The 15,949-nt window shown below is 74.6% G+C and carries 15 protein-coding genes; 6 read left to right on the top strand and 9 right to left on the bottom strand.

The features are described 5' to 3' along the window. The first annotated feature begins 11 nt into the window (after window positions 1-11). Window positions 12-1,553: an ATP-dependent DNA ligase gene (locus AC2A1K_RS02805; RefSeq protein ID WP_483894796.1), complete on the top strand. Its 1,542-nt coding sequence runs from the start codon at window positions 12-14 to the stop codon at window positions 1,551-1,553. Here AC2A1K_RS02805 and AC2A1K_RS02800 read toward each other — a convergent pair. Beyond that, window positions 1,550-1,885 carry a DUF3817 domain-containing protein gene (locus tag AC2A1K_RS02800; RefSeq protein WP_483894795.1) on the bottom strand — a complete coding sequence of 112 codons (336 nt, stop codon included), beginning with the start codon at window positions 1,883-1,885 and terminating at the stop codon, window positions 1,550-1,552. The two genes, AC2A1K_RS02805 and AC2A1K_RS02800, sit on opposite strands and share 4 nt — an antisense overlap. 72 nt (window positions 1,886-1,957) lie before the next feature. Here AC2A1K_RS02800 and guaB1 point away from each other — a divergent pair, with 72 nt between their 5' ends. Further along, entirely contained in the window at window positions 1,958-3,415 is a 1,458-nt protein-coding gene (gene guaB1, locus AC2A1K_RS02795) for a GMP reductase (protein ID WP_483894794.1), read from the top strand. A 76-nt stretch (window positions 3,416-3,491) separates the two neighbouring features. On the opposite strand, the gene phoH2 is transcribed toward guaB1, so the two are convergent. Continuing rightward, on the bottom strand, window positions 3,492-4,844 hold the full coding sequence (gene phoH2 / locus AC2A1K_RS02790; RefSeq protein ID WP_483895088.1) for an RNA 5'-3' helicase PhoH2: 1,353 nt from the start codon (window positions 4,842-4,844) through the stop codon (window positions 3,492-3,494). Between the two features lie 402 nt (window positions 4,845-5,246). Next, a complete protein-coding gene (locus tag AC2A1K_RS02785; protein ID WP_483894793.1) occupies window positions 5,247-6,593 on the bottom strand; it encodes a DUF885 domain-containing protein in 1,347 nt (448 codons plus the stop codon). A gap of 329 nt (window positions 6,594-6,922) precedes the next feature. Between AC2A1K_RS02785 and AC2A1K_RS02780 the strand changes: the two genes are divergently transcribed. Next, window positions 6,923-7,369, top strand: coding sequence for a hypothetical protein (locus AC2A1K_RS02780; protein ID WP_483894792.1), 447 nt, complete (start codon window positions 6,923-6,925; stop codon window positions 7,367-7,369). Window positions 7,370-7,492: 123 nt separating this feature from the next. Here AC2A1K_RS02780 and AC2A1K_RS02775 read toward each other — a convergent pair whose 3' ends face one another. Next, window positions 7,493-8,269 carry an isoprenyl transferase gene (locus AC2A1K_RS02775; protein ID WP_483894791.1) on the bottom strand — a complete coding sequence of 259 codons (777 nt, stop codon included), beginning with the start codon at window positions 8,267-8,269 and terminating at the stop codon, window positions 7,493-7,495. A gap of 180 nt (window positions 8,270-8,449) precedes the next feature. On the opposite strand from AC2A1K_RS02775, the gene trhA reads away from it, so the two are divergent. Continuing rightward, window positions 8,450-9,079, top strand: a complete 630-nt coding sequence (gene trhA, locus AC2A1K_RS02770) for a PAQR family membrane homeostasis protein TrhA (RefSeq protein ID WP_483895087.1) — start codon at window positions 8,450-8,452, stop codon at window positions 9,077-9,079. A gap of 72 nt (window positions 9,080-9,151) precedes the next feature. Here the strand turns inward: trhA and AC2A1K_RS02765 are convergent, their stop codons facing one another. The 4 genes from AC2A1K_RS02765 to mca all read right to left on the bottom strand — a co-directional run bounded on the left by AC2A1K_RS02765 (window position 9,152) and on the right by mca (window position 13,319). Continuing rightward, complete coding sequence (locus tag AC2A1K_RS02765; RefSeq protein WP_483895086.1) at window positions 9,152-9,841, bottom strand: hypothetical protein; 690 nt, start codon at window positions 9,839-9,841, stop codon at window positions 9,152-9,154. A gap of 145 nt (window positions 9,842-9,986) precedes the next feature. Beyond that, window positions 9,987-12,029 carry a thioredoxin domain-containing protein gene (locus AC2A1K_RS02760; RefSeq protein ID WP_483894790.1) on the bottom strand — a complete coding sequence of 681 codons (2,043 nt, stop codon included), beginning with the start codon at window positions 12,027-12,029 and terminating at the stop codon, window positions 9,987-9,989. Between the two features lie 28 nt (window positions 12,030-12,057). Beyond that, window positions 12,058-12,414: a hypothetical protein gene (locus tag AC2A1K_RS02755; RefSeq protein ID WP_483894789.1), complete on the bottom strand. Its 357-nt coding sequence runs from the start codon at window positions 12,412-12,414 to the stop codon at window positions 12,058-12,060. Further along, complete coding sequence (gene mca, locus AC2A1K_RS02750; RefSeq protein ID WP_483894788.1) at window positions 12,411-13,319, bottom strand: mycothiol conjugate amidase Mca; 909 nt, start codon at window positions 13,317-13,319, stop codon at window positions 12,411-12,413. The genes AC2A1K_RS02755 and mca overlap by 4 nt, the downstream gene beginning before the upstream one ends. 439 nt (window positions 13,320-13,758) lie before the next feature. On the opposite strand from mca, the gene greA reads away from it, so the two are divergent. Then, window positions 13,759-14,253 (top strand): transcription elongation factor GreA, encoded by a 495-nt coding sequence (gene greA, locus AC2A1K_RS02745; RefSeq protein WP_483894787.1) that lies wholly within the window; start codon window positions 13,759-13,761, stop codon window positions 14,251-14,253. 3 nt (window positions 14,254-14,256) lie between these two features. On the opposite strand, the gene ilvA is transcribed toward greA, so the two are convergent. Continuing rightward, window positions 14,257-15,444: a threonine ammonia-lyase gene (ilvA, locus tag AC2A1K_RS02740; RefSeq protein ID WP_483894786.1), complete on the bottom strand. Its 1,188-nt coding sequence runs from the start codon at window positions 15,442-15,444 to the stop codon at window positions 14,257-14,259. Window positions 15,445-15,700: 256 nt separating this feature from the next. Here ilvA and AC2A1K_RS02735 point away from each other — a divergent pair, with 256 nt between their 5' ends. Next, window positions 15,701-15,946 (top strand): hypothetical protein, encoded by a 246-nt coding sequence (locus tag AC2A1K_RS02735; RefSeq protein ID WP_483894785.1) that lies wholly within the window; start codon window positions 15,701-15,703, stop codon window positions 15,944-15,946. Window positions 15,947-15,949: the final 3 nt, after the last annotated feature.

Genomic DNA, 15,949 nt, shown 5'->3' with positions numbered 1-15,949 from the left:
GGGGCCGCCGGATGACGTATCTGCGTGAGGTCGTCGCCGCCTCCGGCGAGGTGGCGGCGACCCGGTCGCGCAAGGCCAAGACGTCGACGCTCGCGGCGCTGCTGGCCCGCCTGGAGCCCGACGAGATCCGGCCCGCGACGGCCTGGCTCGCCGGCGAGATGCTCCAGGGCCGCACCGGCATCGGCTGGCAGACGCTGCGGTCGGTGACGCCCACGCCCGCGGCGACGTCCACGCTGACCGTCGGCGACGTCGACGCGTCCCTCGACCGGCTCGCCGCGATGGCGGGATCGGGCACGGGGGTCGGCGCGCGGCGGGCGGCGGAGCTCGGCGCGCTGCTCAACGCGGCGACCGAGGACGAGGGCCGCTTCCTCGTGCGCCTGCTCGGCGGCGAGCTGCGCCAGGGCGCGCTCGAGGGGATCATGATCGAGGCGGTCGCGGCGGGCACCGCCCTGGCGAGCGAAGCGACGGGCAGTCGGGTGGAGGTGCCCGCGGACGCCGTACGCCGGGCGTTCATGCTGTCGGGCCGCCTGCCGACCACGGCGCAGGTGGCCCTGACCGGCGGCGATCTGGGCACCATCGGTCTCGAGGTCATGCGGCCCGTGCGCCCCATGCTCGCGTCGCCCGGCGACTCCCTCGAGGCCGCGCTGGAGGAGCTGGGCCCTCCGGACGGCGACCCCGGGGTGGTGGTCGAGCACAAGCTCGACGGCGCGCGGATCCAGGTGCACCGCCGCGGCGACGAGGTGCGGGTGTGGTCGCGGACGCTGAAGGAGATCACCGACGCCGTCCCCGAGATCCTCGCGCTGACCCGGACGCTGCCCGTCGAGACCGTGGTGCTCGACGGCGAGACCCTCGCGGTCGCCGAGGACGGGCGGCCCCGCCCGTTCCAGGAGTCGATGCAGGGGCTGGGCGGCGGCGCCATGCAACCGTGGTTCTTCGACTGCCTGCACCGCGACGGCGTCGACCTGCTCGACGAGCCCCTGGCGGTGCGCCGGGCCGTGCTCGCCGAGGTCGTCGGCGACCGCCTGATCCCCGGCGTGGTCCGCCCGACCGCCGAGCAGGCGGAGACGGCCGTCGCCGACGCCCTCGCCGCGGGGCAGGAGGGCTCGATGGTCAAGGCGCTCGACTCGACCTACTCCGCGGGGCGCCGGGGCCGCGCGTGGCAGAAGGTCAAGCCGTCGCACACGCTCGACCTCGTCGTCCTGGCCTGCGAGTGGGGGTCCGGGCGGCGGCGGGGGTGGCTGTCGAACATCCACCTCGGCGCGCGCGGCGCGGACGGCGACTTCGTGATGATCGGCAAGACCTTCAACGGCATGACCGACGCGACGCTCACCTGGCAGACCGAGACGTTCCCGCGGTTCGAGACGCACCGGGACGCCTTCACGGTGTACCTGCGCCCGGAGATCGTCGTGGAGATCGAGCTCGACGGCGTCCAGACCTCCACCCGCTACCCGGGCGGCGTGGCCCTGCGCTTCGCCCGCGTCGTGCGCTACCGCGACGACAAGACCGCCGCCGAGGCCGACACGATCGACACGGTGCGGGCGCTCCGTCTCTAGGGGGCGGCCGGGTCCAGCTCGCCGCGCCGCACCGCGCGACGCTCGAACCAGACCGTCGCCGCCGGCGGGATGCTGGCGAGCAGCGCGAGGATCGTCGTCACCGCGCTCCACCGGAACACCCGCGCCGTCACCAGGGCGACCACGACGTAGGCGACGAACAGAGCCCCGTGGATCGGCCCGAACACGCGGACCCCGACGTCGTCGAACACGACGAGGTACTTGAACGCCATCCCGATCAGCAGCCCGATCCAGGAGCACGCCTCGGCGATCGCGACGACGCGGAACACGCGGGCGAGGGCGGCCGCGCGGGGACTGGTCAGGGCGGTCGACACGCCTCCACTCTGCCGGGACGATCACGGGTCGGCCCGGCAATGCGGCGATCGCCACGCGTAGCCTCGTGACACGTGCAGTTCCTCGACGGCGAGCACCCGCCCCACGACCTGACCTACGACGACGTCTTCCTCGTCCCGACGCGCTCGGACGTGGCCTCGCGCTTCGACGTCGACCTCGGCGTCGCGGACCCCTCCGGCGCCACGATCCCGATCGTCGCCGCGAACATGACCGCGGTCAGCGGCCGCCGGATGGCCGAGACGCTCGCCCGGCGCGGCGGGCTCGCGGTGATCCCGCAGGACGTGGACCCCGCCGCCGTCGCCGACATCGTCGCCGGCGTGAAGTCCCGGCACACCGTGTGGGACACGCCGGTCGTGCTGCACCCGGGCGACGCGGTGGCCGACGCGCTGAACCTCGTCAACAAGCGGGCGCACGGCGCGGTGGTGGTCGTCGACGAGGCCGGTCGGCCCGTCGGGGTCGTCAACGAGTCGGCGTGCGCCGGGGTCGACCGCTTCACCCGCCTCACCGACGTCCTCTCCCCCGCGGTGGCGCTGCCGGTCACGACGGCCCCGCGCGACGTGTTCGACGCGCTCGACAGATCAGGGTCGGGCGCCGTCCCGCACGCGGGCGCCCCGGCGCTCGGGGTCGACGCCGACGGCCGGCTCGCGGGTGTCCTCACCCGCACCGGCGCGCTGCGCGCCGAGGTCTACCGACCCGCCGTCGACGCGGACGGCCGGATGCGGATCGCCGCCGCGCTGGGCGTCAACGGCGACGTGGCGACGCGGGTCAAGGAGCTCGGCGCCGCCGGGGTCGACGTGCTCGTCGTCGACACCGCGCACGGGCACCAGGAGAAGATGCTCACCGCCCTGGCCGCCGCCCGCGCCGCCGCGCCGGACGCGGTGATCGTCGCCGGCAACGTGGTGACGGCGGAGGGGACCCGTGACCTCGTGGCGGCCGGCGCGGACGTCGTCAAGGTCGGCGTCGGGCCGGGCGCGATGTGCACGACGCGGATGGCGACCGGCGTCGGGCGCCCGCAGTTCTCGGCGGTCACCGAGTGCGCGGCCGCGGCCCGCGCGGTCGGCGCGCACGTCTGGGCCGACGGCGGCGTGCGCCACCCGCGCGACGTCGCCCTCGCGCTCGCCGCCGGCGCCTCGGCGGTGATGGTCGGGTCGTGGTTCGCCGGCACCTACGAGTCGCCGGGCGACCTGCTGCGCGACGAGCACGGCGCGCCCTACAAGGAGTCGTTCGGCATGGCGTCCAAGCGCGCCGTCGGCGCCCGCACCCGCGGCGACGGCGCCTTCGACCGCGCGCGCAAGGGCCTGTTCGAGGAGGGCATCTCCTCCTCGCGCATGCGCCTGGACCCGCAGCGCCCGGGCGTCGAGGACCTCCTCGACAGCATCTGCGCGGGCGTGCGCTCCGCCTGCACCTACGCGGGCGCCTCGACGCTCGAGGAGTTCCACGCGCGCGCCGTCCTGGGCGTGCAGTCGGCGTCCGGCTTCGCGGAGGGCCGCCCCCTGCCCGCCGGCTGGTGAGCAGGTGCGCTCCGCGCATGCGAGCAGAATCAGTGCAGGAGCACGGATCTCTGCTCACATGCGACGGAGTCGCACCTCAGAGCCGCTCGCCCTCGAGCATCTCGGTGACCAGCGCGGCGATCGGCGAGCGTTCCGAGCGGGTCAGCGTGACGTGCGCGAACAGCGGGTGGCCCTTCAGCTTCTCGATCACGGCGGCGACGCCGTCGTGGCGCCCGACGCGCAGGTTGTCGCGCTGGGCCACGTCGTGGGTGAGCACGACGCGCGAGTTGGTGCCGAGGCGCGAGAGCACCGTGAGCAGCACGTTGCGCTCCAGCGACTGCGCCTCGTCGACGATGACGAACGCGTCGTGCAGCGAGCGCCCGCGGATGTGGGTCAGCGGCAGGACCTCGAGCATCCCGCGCTCGATGACCTCCTCGACCACGTTGGACGAGACCAGCGCACCGAGGGTGTCGAACACCGCCTGCGCCCAGGGCGCCATCTTCTCGTTCTCGCCGCCGGGCAGGTAGCCGAGGTCCTGCCCGCCCACCGCGTAGACGGGGCGGAACACGACGACCTTGCGGTGCTGCTGGCGCTCGAGGACCGCCTCGAGGCCCGCGCAGAGCGCGAGCGCCGACTTGCCGGTGCCCGCGCGCCCGCCGAGGGACACGATGCCGACGTCGGGGTCGGAGAGCAGGTCGATCGCGATGCGCTGCTCCGCCGAGCGGCCGTGCAGACCGAAGACGTCGCGGTCGCCGCGCACGAGGCGGACCTGCTTGTCGGGCGTGACGCGCCCGAGCGCCGAGGAGCCCCCGCCGAGCAGGCGCAGCCCGGTGTGGCAGGGCAGCTCCCGGGCGGCCTCGACGTCGGCGAGCCCGTCGGCGAACAGCGACGACACCTCGTCCGGGGTGGCCGCGACCTCCTCGGTGCCCGTCCAGCCGGTGGTCGTGACGTCCTGGCCGTGGTACTCGTCGGCGGGCAGGCCGACCGACGCCGCCTTGACACGCAGCGGCATGTCCTTGGTGACGAGGGTGACGCAGCCAGGACGGCCCTCGGCACGGCCTTCGGCCGCCAGGTTCAGCGCACAGGCGAGGATCCGGGAGTCGTTCTCCGCCGTCCGGAACCCCGCCGGCAGCACCGACGGGTCGGAGTGGTTCAGCTCGACGCGCAGCGTCCCGCCCTCGGGGGTCATCGGGAGCGGGGCGTCGAGGCGACCGTGACGGATGCGGAGGTCGTCGAGCAGACGCAGTGCCTCGCGCGCGAACCACCCCAGCTCGGAGTGGTGTCGCTTCCCCTCGAGCTCGGAGATCACGACGAGCGGGAGGACGACCTCGTGCTCGGCGAACCGCGTGGGAGCCCACGGGTCGGACAGGAGCACGGAGGTGTCGAGGACATAACACCGCGCGCCGCCGGCGGCCCCGGAGGGACCGGCGGCGGCCGGGGTGCTGTCGATGCTCACGGAAGCGGGACGCTCGGCTGGTGCTGCGCTCACGACTACTCCCTCGAGCGGCCACGGCACCCGCGACCACCTTGTTCCTCGGAGGAACGGGTCGGCTAGTCCGGCGGCTCGACGGCGCGGTGGCGCGGCCCGGGGGCCGTCCTGCGCCGTCGCGGGGCAGAACCGGGTGCCGGCCCTCCCCCGGGATCGGACCAGGGCGGTCGCGTCGCGCCGGCCGCGGTGCGCGGCGCCGGACCGGCGCCTGCTCCGCGAGCGGTGGACGTTCCCGTCCCGCTCCGATCTGCCACTACCGGCCTCCCCGGACGCCCCGCATCCGGTGCGGGTCCGTCGGCGCGGACGCTACCGCCGGTAGCCGGTCGTTGTCGCGCGCCGAGCGTGACGAGTTGGTGACGTGACTCACCGGTTCTCGGACGGCGTCCGGTGCGCGACGACCGTTCGGCGCAGCCAGGGCGTCCAGCCGGCACGGCCGGCCCGGGGACGGCGGGGCGGTACCGGCGGGCCGGGGCCGGATCCGTCACGCAGCTCGGCGGGGGTGGGCGGGTCGTCGAGCACCCGGGCGAGACGCGCCGTGACCACCTCGCGGCTCTCCGGGCGCCCGGCGTCCTCGGTCCCCAGCAGCCACGGCCGCAGCAGGCGGGTCCCCTCGACGTAGGTCGTGGTGTGCGTGCGCCAGCGCGGGTGGGCCAGGAACTCGAGCATCCGCCGGGCGCGGGGCTCGTCGACCAGCAGCCACCGCCGCAGGTGCGCGACGACCTCCTCGGGGCCGCGGTGCTCGTCGTGCAGCATCAGCGCGGCGTCCTGGCGGACCGGGGCGAGGCGGGCCATCACCGTCTCCACGGCCTCGCCGAGAGCGCCCCGCTCCGGGTCGGCGGGGACGCCCGCCGCGGCGAGCACCTCGGCGTTCCACCGGCCCCAGCCGGGTCCCACGACGGCCTCGAGCCCGAGCTCCGCGGCGCCCTCGGCGACGAGGCTCTGCGGCGTGCGCGCCAGGAACACCCGCCGCTCCGGGCGGGCGCGCAGCCCGTCGGGGTCGGCGGCGAGGCGGCAGTGCTCGGTGTGGTGGCCCGGGTAGGCCTCGTGGGCCACGAGCAGCGGCAGGTGGGTCACGCGGTGCCCGATGCCCGCGTTGACGGTCACCGCCGAGTGCCGCGGCCCGATCCAGCGGCTGAACCCGCTCCACGGGGCGGTGCCGACGACCTCCAGCGACACGTCCTCCCCGGGCGGCAGGCCGATCGTCGCGGCGGTGCGCTCCCGCAGCGCGGCGACCGCCGCGCGCAGACCCGGGGCGAGGTGCTCGGGCGGGAGCCGGTCACCGTCGCGGAAGGCGGCGAGGCGCTCGGCCAGGTCCCCGCCTCCCCCGAGCAGGGCGTCGAGCGTGCGGTGGGCCTCGCGGTAGCGGTCGGGGTCGCCCCGGGTGATGCGCACGCCGAAGCACCGCTCGACCTCGTCGACGAACCCCACCTCGCGGGCGGCGGCACGCTCCGCGAGGACCCGGCAGGCCCGAAGCTGGGCGTCGAGGAACGCGGCGCGGGCACCGTCTCCCGTCCGCGACAGCTCGGCGCGCAGCCGGTCGGCCTCACGCGCGAGGTCGTCGGGGTCGGGTGCGGGCTCGTCCGCGGTGCGCGCGACCACGGCGGGGTCACCGAGGTGGGCGTCGAGCACACCGGGCAGCACGCGGTCCAGGCGTAACGCGAGGCCGACGTAGGCCCGCGCGAGCCCGTCGAGGCCCGGGTCCGCAAGCACCGGCCGAGGCTACGCCGAGTGGCCCCGAACGGCCTCGTCCAACGGCGACCGCCCCTGAATACGACACCCGGGTGTCGAGGTCCGCGACGGACCGCCACTGAATACGCCGCCGGTCGTGCGATCCGGAGCCGGAACGCTCCGCGGATCACCCGAATATCCCACTACAGTTGCGGTAGGAATTGTCAATCACTCGATGGGGGTTCGCGGCTGGAAATGCCGCTCCGGCGAGGGATAGCTTTTGTCCCATCAGCCGCACCGTCCGTGGGGCTGGAGCCGATCGGCGGGAACCCCGAATTCCCGCCGACACCACGAACGAAACTGGAGTTCGGATGCTGAAGAAGGCGGGAATCGTCGTCCTGGGCGCGACGGCGGGCATGCTCTCCCTCGCTCCGCTGGCCAGCGCCGGCGAGGCCCCCGAGTCCGGTGGGGGCGACCACCACGGTCACCACGCGGGCCACGACCACGACGGCCACCGCGGTCACGGCGGCGACTGCAGCAAGTTGGCCGGCTCGAACGGGGACCGGCTCATCAGCCTCGACAACGTGGCGTCGAACGCCACGATCTCCGACGTCAACGTCCTCTCGCATGACCGCGACGGCGGCCGCGACTGCGACGGCGACGGTGGCCACGGCCGTCACGGTCACGACCGCGGCGACCGCGAGGGCGGCGGCGACCGCAAGGTCGCGTTCTCCAACGGGGACCGGCTGATCAGCGCCGACAACCTGCTGGCGAACGCCGACATCCGCGACATCAACGTCCTCAGCTCGGACGACTGAGACCCCGGCCCGATCCGACGTCCGTGTTTATCGGGGGATGACACGGCCGCCGGGTGGAGCGGGCGAGCAACACGGGTGAGCAACGGCCCCGGGAGCATCGCTCCCGGGGCCGTTGCGCGTGCCCTATTGGCCGAGCCGGCGATTCCGGCGCGAATAGTCGCGCAGGGCGCGCAGGAAATCGATGTGCCGGAACTGCGGCCACAGTGCCTCGGTGAAATAGAACTCCGAGTACACCGACTGCCACATGAGGAATCCCGACAGCCGCTGCTCGCCGGACGTTCGGATGACGAGATCGGGGTCGGGCTGACCGGAGGTGTAGAGGTGCTCGGCGATGTGGTCGACGTCGAGCACCTCGGCGAGCTCCTCGATCGACGTGCCCGCCTCCGCGTGACGCAGCAGCAGCTTGCGCACCGCGTCGGCGATCTCCTGGCGCCCGCCGTAGCCGATCGCGACGTTGACCTGCATCCCGTCACGACCCGCCGTGCTCCCCGCGGCGGCCTCGATGCGCTCCGCGATCGGGCGGGGCAGGGCGTCCGGGTTGCCGACCACCCGCAGCCGCCACCGCCGGTCCGGGGCCGCGAGCCCCTCCACCGCCGACGCGATGATCTCGAGGAGTTGGTCGAGCTCCGCGGCGGGACGATCGAGGTTGTCGGTCGAGAGCAGGAACAGCGTCACCAGCTCGACGCCCGCGTCCTGGCTCCAGTCGAGCAGGTCGACGATCTTCGCCGCGCCGGCACGGTGGCCCTCGCTGGGATCGGCGAGCCCGGCCTCCCGCGCCCAGCGCCGGTTGCCGTCGAGGATCACCCCGATGTGCCGGGGCGGCTCGATCACCGCACGACGACGGAGCCGCCGCTCGTAGAGCGAGTAGGCGACCTGGCGCAGATCGTCCCGGAGTGTCACGGGCCACCACGCTAGACGGTGCCTCTCGGAGCCCGGGATCCCCGTGACGGGGCGGTGAAGAGCCCGGGTCGGGAACGGGAACCTCGCCACAGGCGACAGGGCACGCACCGGTCGGCCACCTACCCTGACCCCGTGACCCTCATCGACCCCCTCGCCGAACCGGCTCCGGTCAAGCCGCGGATGCGGGGCTGGTTGCACCTGTGGTCGTTCGTCGTCGCCGTGGCGGCCGGGATCACGTTGGTGTCGCTCGCCGGTGCGACCGTCTCCGCCGAGGCCGCCGTCGCCGTCGCCGTCTATTCGCTCACGGTCTGCGGCGTCTTCGGCATCAGCGCGCTCTACCACCGGCGGACCTGGGTCACCCTGCGCGGCCGCGGGATCATGAAACGCCTCGACCACGCGATGATCTTCGTGTTCATCGCCGGCACCTACACACCGTTCGCCGTGCTCGCCCTACCGGAACGGACCGGGCTGATCGTGCTGGGCGTGGTCTGGGCGGGGGCGCTGGGCGGCGTCGTGCTGAAGATGGCGTGGCCGCACGCCCCGCGATGGGTCGGGGTGCCGTTCTACCTGGCCCTCGGCTGGGTCGCGGTGTTCATCATCCCCGACCTGCTCCACCGCGGTGGCGTCGCGGCGCTCGTGCTGCTCGTCGTCGGCGGGGTGTTCTACAGCCTCGGCGCCGTGTTCTACGCCCTGCGCCGGCCGGTCGGCTGGCCCGCCACCTTCGGCTACCACGAGTTCTTCCACGCCGCGACGGTCGTCGCCGCCGCCTGCCACCACGTCGCGATCTGGCTCGTGCTCTACGCCGGCTGAGCGGACCCGACGCAGCGAGGGACCCCCGGGCTGCGTCGGGAGCAGCCGAGGCGTCTCGCGCACCGTCCGGATCTAGCCCTGGGGCGGGATCGGGTCGCCGCCGCCCCCGTCACCGGGGTCGGGGCGGTCGTCCACGCCGCCGGCGTCGCCCGGGCCGTCCGGCTCGTCGTCGAGGACCGGGCCCTTGGTCCGCAGCTCGTCGACCGCGCTCATCGCGCCGCGCAGGTCCTCGAGCCAGCTGCCCGCGTGCTCCCCCACGAGCGCCACCGCCCACGCCAGCGCGTCGGACCGCGACCGGGCCACCCCCGCGTCGACCAGCGTGTCGAGCACCAGGCGCTCGTTCTGTCGCAGCCGCGTCATGACCGGCACCGACAGGGTCGTGAACAGCTCCTCGACGTCGCCGATCCGCGCACCCCAGGCGACCTTGCGCCCGTAGCGGTGCTCGGCCTGGCGCGCGACCTCCATGCGCTCGCCGCGGGTCTCCTCGCGGAAGCGCTCGATCCGGCCCCGAGCGGCCGCGGTCCTGGCGGCCTCGTCGGCGCCCTCCTCGAGCGTCGGGGCCGGCAGCTCGCCGACCACCAGGATCTCCTCCCGGTCGACCGTCACCACCGGCGCGCCCGTGAACCATCCGTCGGGCAGCCGGCCCGCGAGCCAGCCGGTGAGGTCGTCGGTGCCGGGCAGGTCGGTCGGGACCCGTCCGCCGCCCCGGCGCCCCGGACCGCCCCGCCCGGGCCGACCCCGGTGTCCACCGCGTCCCACCATCATCACGCTCTCCCCTCCGTGCTGTGCTTACAGCATTACACAGCAACGACGTGATCGGTGTTCGCCGCCCGCGAAGCCCGACGCGAGTGATCAACGGGGACTTCGGACGCCTAGAAGCAGCGAACAGGACGTTCGCTGCGAACCATCAGCGAGCCAGCGCCGCCGCGAGGTCGTCGGTCGCCGTGCGGGGGCGGTCGCAGACGAACCCCCGGCACACGTACGCCGCGGGCTCGCCGTCGACCAGCGGGCGGTCGGCGAGCAGCGGGACGCCGTCGGCGTCGGGCGCGCCGGCGACGACGACGGACCCGCCCGGGGCGTGACGGCGGGCGGTGTCGGCGAGGCGGTCGCGCCCGGCCTGCCCCTCGGCGCCCGCGACGGCGACCTGCAGCGGTCCGTGCGCGGCGGCCTCGGCGACGCCCAGCCACCCGCCGGCGAAGCGGGCATGCCGCGCGAGCAGCCCGCCGACCGCGGCGACCGCTGCGTCGGCGAGCTCGCGGTAGCGCGACGAGACCTCGGGCTCGACGAGCACCGACGCCGTGAGCAGCGCGCCGGCCAGCAGCGACGACCCGCAGGGCGAGGCGCCGTCGGTGACCTCGCGGGGCCGGGTGACCAGCGACTCGGCGTCGTCGGCCGTGTCCCAGAACCGGCCGGTGAACGCCCCGTCCTCGCCGATCTCGGCGAAGTGGTCGAGCGTGGTGTCGAGCAGCGTGCGGGCCTCGGTGAGCCAGCGGGCCTCGCCGGTGGCCTGGTGCAGGGCGAGCAGGCCGTCGACGAGCGCGGCGTGGTCCTCGAGCACCGCGGGGGCGTCGCCGACCTCGCCGTCGCGGGAGGTGCGGCGCAGGCGCCCGTCGACGACGTGCACGCGCAGCAGCAGTGCCACGGCCCGCCGGGCCGCCGCCAGCCATTCGGTGCGCCCCCGCGCCGCGGACGCCTCGACCAGGGCGGTGGCCGCGAGCCCGTTCCACGCGGCCACGACCTTGTCGTCCCGTTCGGGCTGCGGACGCCGGGCCCGGGCGGCGAGCAGCGCCTTGCGCACGGCCTGCCAGCGGTCCGGGTCGTCGGGGGCGGCGCGCATCTGCAGGGTCGAGCGGCCGTGCTCGAAGGTCCCGTCCTCGGTCACCTCGAGCAGCCCGGCCGCCCAGGTGCCGTCGTCGGCACCCAGGACCTCGACGAGCTCGGCGGGGCTCCACACGTACGTCGAGCCCTCCTCGCCCGCGGCGTCGGCATCGAGCGCGGACGCGAATCCGCCCTCGGGCGTGCGCAGGTCGCGCAGGAGGAACGAGGCGGTCATGTCGGTGATGCGGGCCGCGAGCTCGGAGCCGGTCAGGCGGGCGAGGTGGGCGTAGACGCGCAGCAGCTGTGCGTTGTCGTAGAGCATCTTCTCGAAGTGCGGGACGGTCCACGTCGCGTCGACGGAGTACCGCGCGAACCCGCCCGCGAGCTGGTCGAACAGCCCGCCGCGGGCCATCGCCTCGGCGGTGATCTCGGTCATCGCCAGCGCGTCGGAGCTGCCGGTGCGCTCGTGGTGGCGCAGCAGGAACTCCAGCACCGCCGACGGCGGGAACTTCGGCGCGGGGTGGTCGAGGGAGGAGACGAAGCCGCCGCGGTGCTCGTCGAAGTCCTCGGCGAGCGCCGCGACGGCTCCCTCGAGCGTCCGGTCGTCGACGCCGGCCTCCGGCAGCGACCGCGACACCGACGCGAGCCGCTCGGTGATCGAGCGGGCGGCGGAGCGCACCCGCTCGCCGTCCTCGGTCCAGGCCGTCACGACGGCGCCGAGCAGCTGGGTGAACGACGGCATGCCGCCGTACGGGCGGGCGGGATAGTAGGTCCCGCAGTGGAACGGGTCACCGTCCGCGGTGAGGAAGCAGGTCATCGGCCAGCCACCCCGGCCGGTCATGGCCTGGGTGGCCTCCATGTAGACCGCGTCGACGTCGGGACGCTCCTCGCGATCGACCTTGATCGCCACGAAGTGCTCGTTGACCACGGCCGCGGTGTCGGGGTCGGAGAACGACTCGTGCGCCATGACGTGGCACCAATGGCAGGCTGCGTAACCGACCGACAACAGCACCGGGACCGCACGCCGGCGCGCCTCCGCGAACGCCGCGCTCGACCAGGGCTGCCAGTCGATCGGGTTGTCGGCGTGCTGTCGCAGATACGGGCTGGTGGAGCCGGCGAGCCGGTTGGGCATGACGGGAGATGGTCGCAGCCGGGTCGGCTCAGGGCGAGCCGTCACCCGGCAGTCGCTCGGTCCGCTCGGTCCGCTCCGTCCCGTTCGCGGCACCGTGCGGCGCCGGTGCGGGGCGGTCACCGCCGTCCGGCTCATCGCCCTGGTCCGGTCGGTCGGACCCCGTCTGCTTCTCCGACGGGTCGAAGGACGCCGGCACCTTGCGCAGGTGCTTGGTCATCGAGCGGATCAGCAGCGCCGTCGCCACCCCGAGCAGCAGGATGACCACCAGCGCGATCGGCGAGGTCTTGCCGAACTCCTCGCCGCGCTCGCTGCCCGGCGCACCCCCGGGTGGCGGCGCGGGCACCGTCACCGGGAGCAGCGTCCACCAGACGGCCAGGCGGGTCATGCGCCGACCCGCTCCCGCACGCCGGCGAAGAGGTCGTCACCGGGGGCGTCGGGGGACTCGTCGGTGTCGACCAGCGAGCGCGCGAGCTCGTAGTCCTCGGTGGGCCACACCCGCTGCTGGAGCTCCATCGGGACCTGGAACCAACGGCCGTTGGGGTCGATCTGCGTCGCGTGGGCGCGCAGCGCGTCGTCGCGGACCGAGAAGTACTCCGAGCAGGCGACGCGCGTCGTGACGCGCGCGCCCGGGTCGGGCCGGGAGTCGTCCCACTTCTCGATCCACTCGGCGTAGGGCGACTCCAGGCCGGCCTCGAGCAGCGCCTCGTGGAAGGCGACCACGCGGGCCTTGGAGAAACCGTGCGAGTAGTAGAGCTTCAACGGCTGCCACGGCTCGCCGGCCAGCGGGAACCGGTCCGGGTCGCCGGCCGCGTCGAACGCCGCCATCGACACCTCGTGGGTGCGGATGTGGTCCGGGTGCGGGTAGCCGCCGTTCTCGTCGTAGGTGACCAGGACGTGCGGGCGGAACTCGCGCACCACCCGCACCAGCGCCTCGGTGGGTACCTCGAGCGGCTCGAGGGCGAAGCAGCCCTGCGGCAGCGGGGGCTTCGGGTCGCCCTCGGGCAGCCCCGAGTCGACGAAGCCGAGCCAGCGGTGCTGCACGCCCAGGATGGCCGCGGCCTTCGCCATCTCGGCGCGGCGGGTGCCGATCATGTCCGCGCGGACCTCGGGGGTGTCCATCGCGGGGTTGAGGATGCTGCCGGCCTCGCCGCCGGTGCATGTCACGACCATGACCTCGGCGCCGTCCGCGATGTAGCGCGCGCAGGAGGCCGCGCCCTTGCTGGACTCGTCGTCGGGGTGGGCATGCACCGTCATCAGCCGGAGCGGCTGGTCGGAGGGGAGTGCGCTCATCGTCTGTCCGGAGCCGTCCTCGTGCGTCGAACTGGTGACCACCGGGGAACAACGCCCCCGCGTCCCACCATCATCCCGGGCACCCCCGACACCCCGCCGAGAGCCCCGCCCCGGGCCGCGCGCGACCGTGGACGGTCGCGTCCCCGGAGATCTCCACCCACGGTCTGCCGAGGGGCACGAATCACGGAAAGTGCAGGTAGTCAAGGCCCTTCACGCGCACCCGATCCCCTCGGCGGCACCCTCGAACGGGTTTCGCAGCGGCTCGGGCGTGTTACCGTAGGACGGACACGGCCCCGCATGCCGCGGGCCGTGTTTTTCCGTCTGTGGCCCCCGGGCCGCCGACACCGCGCACGCCGAGCGCGGTGCCAGTAGGGCCCGTGTGGAGAACAGGCCGCCGACCCGCGCAGCGCGGGACCGGACCTCCGAGGAGTTGATCGACGTGACCGAGACGCAGACGCAGGTGACCTGGCTGACCCAGGACGCGCACGACCGGCTGAAGGCCGAGCTCGACGACCTCGTTGCCCAGCGTCCCGTGATCGCACAGAAGATCAACGCCGCCCGGGAGGAGGGTGACCTCAAGGAGAACGGGGGCTACCACGCCGCCCGCGAGGAACAGGGTGTCATGGAGGCCCGCATCCGCCACCTCCAGGAGCTGCTGCACACGGCCAAGGTCGGCGAGACGCCCACCGAGAGCGGCACCGCCGTCCCCGGCACGGTGCTCACCGTGCGCTTCGAGGGCGACGACGACACCGAGACCTTCCTGCTCGGCTCCCGCGAGGAGGGCGCCCACGGCGACCTCGAGGTCTACTCGCCGAACTCCCCGCTCGGCTCGGCGCTGCTCGGCGCCAAGGCCGGCGACACCGTGAGCTACGACCTGCCCGACGGCGGGTCGATGGAGGTCACGCTGGTCTCGGCGGAGCCGTACCGCCCCTGAGCCCTACTCGGCGGCGACCTCGTACCCCGCCCCGGCGAGGTCCGCGAGGATCGCCGCGCGGTGGTCGTGGCCCCGCGCCTCGAGCGTGAGGGCCACGTCCACGGTGCCCGGTGCGGCGCCGGACCCGGTGAGCCTGCGGTGCTCAACGTCCACGACGTTCCCGCCCGCCCGCCCCACGCGACGCAGCACGTCCGCGAGGTAGCCCGGGCGGTCGGTGAGGCGCACGCGCAGCGCGGCGTAGCGCCCGGCGGCGACCAGACCCCGACGGACGATGTCGACCAGCAGCATCGGGTCGACGTTGCCGCCCGAGAGCACCGCGACCACGGGCCCCGGCCAGCGGTGCCGGTTCTCCGCGACCGCCGCCACGGCCGCCGCCCCCGCCGGTTCCACGAGCAGCTTCTCGCGCTCGAGGCAGCGCAGCACGCCGCGGGCGATGGCCTCCTCGTCGACGGTGACGACCTCGTCGACGAGGGCGCGCACGTGCGCGAACGTCACCTCGCCCGGACGCGACACCGCGATGCCGTCGGCGATGGTCGCGCCGGCCACGCTCGTCGGGGCGCCCGCCCGCAACGACCGAGGCCAGGCGGCGAGGCCCGCGGCCTGGGCGCCGACGACCCGGACGCCCGCCGGCGCGCACGCCGCGGCGATGCCGGAGAGCAGCCCGCCCCCGCCCGTGCACACGACGATCGTCGCGACGTCCGGCACCTGCTCGAGGATCTCCAGCCCGACCGTGCCCTGCCCCGCGACGATGTCGGGGTGGTCGAAGGGATGGATGAGCACCGCCCCGGTCCGCTCCGCGAAGTCGGCGGCGGCCGTGAACGTCTCGTCCAGCGTGTCGACGAGCTCGACGTCCGCTCCGTACTCCCGGGTGGCCTCGATCTTGGGCAGCGGCGCGCCTGCCGGCATGAACACCGTGGCCCGGGTGCCGAGCAGCCGGGCCGCGAGAGCGACGCCCTGCGCGTGGTTGCCGGCGCTCGCGGCCACCACGCCTGCGGCGCGCTCGTCGGGTGCGAGGCGCTGGATGCGCCGGTAGGCACCGCGGATCTTGAAGCTGCCCGTCCGCTGCAGGTTCTCGCACTTGAGGAGCACGGAGCCGTCGAGCGCCCGGGACGGCGTCACCGGCGTCTCACGGACCACCCCGGTCAGCGCCTCCCGCGCCGCCAGGACGTCGGCAGGACGGACGAGCTCCACGGCGCCGATCCTGGCAGCAGGCCGTCGCCCGACACGCGCTCGGGGCCGGCTCGGCCGGCCTCGGCCCTCCTCGCCGACGAGCGGCCGACGAGCGGTGAGGACCCGCGTGAGGCCCGTCGGGCGGTTTCGCGCGACGACCGGTCGTCGCGCTGCCGCCGACGCCGGACGCCCGATCGTGCGCGTCGGACCCGCACTCGCGAAGCGTCGGTAGCCTTGTGGTATCGGCGTGAGGATCCGCGGAGGGGGGTGGGGAACCGTGGGCACCATCTCGCCCCCCGGCGCGCGCGTCACGCGCCTCGCGCGGGCCCTCCCGCTGCTCCTCGCCGCGCTGCTCGCCCTCGCCGCGGTGGGCACGGTCGGCTCCGCGGGCTGTGACGACCCGGCCCGCTACGTCAGCACCCCCGACGGCATCTCGCTCGAGGGCGGCTGCCTCAAGCCCAGCGAGATCGACCCGCTGGTCGGCGACCCGAGCGAGCACGACGCCTGGTCACGGCGCGGGTAGGCG

Source organism: Actinomycetospora sp. 2LY8.5 (assembly GCF_057180585.1).
This window is presented reverse-complemented; position numbering and strand designations above follow the sequence as displayed.

What these genes read in the sequence shown, in the direction of transcription:
- AC2A1K_RS02805 (WP_483894796.1), top strand. Translation starts at nt 12, where the DNA reads ATGACGTATCTGCGTGAGGTCGTCGCCGCCTCCGGCGAGGTGGCGGCG.
- AC2A1K_RS02780 (WP_483894792.1), top strand. Translation starts at nt 6,923, where the DNA reads ATGCTGAAGAAGGCGGGAATCGTCGTCCTGGGCGCGACGGCGGGCATG.
- trhA (WP_483895087.1), top strand. Translation starts at nt 8,450, where the DNA reads ATGCGGGGCTGGTTGCACCTGTGGTCGTTCGTCGTCGCCGTGGCGGCC.
- AC2A1K_RS02765 (WP_483895086.1), bottom strand. Translation starts at nt 9,841, where the DNA reads ATGGTGGGACGCGGTGGACACCGGGGTCGGCCCGGGCGGGGCGGTCCG.
- AC2A1K_RS02760 (WP_483894790.1), bottom strand. Translation starts at nt 12,029, where the DNA reads ATGCCCAACCGGCTCGCCGGCTCCACCAGCCCGTATCTGCGACAGCAC.
- AC2A1K_RS02755 (WP_483894789.1), bottom strand. Translation starts at nt 12,414, where the DNA reads ATGACCCGCCTGGCCGTCTGGTGGACGCTGCTCCCGGTGACGGTGCCC.
- mca (WP_483894788.1), bottom strand. Translation starts at nt 13,319, where the DNA reads ATGAGCGCACTCCCCTCCGACCAGCCGCTCCGGCTGATGACGGTGCAT.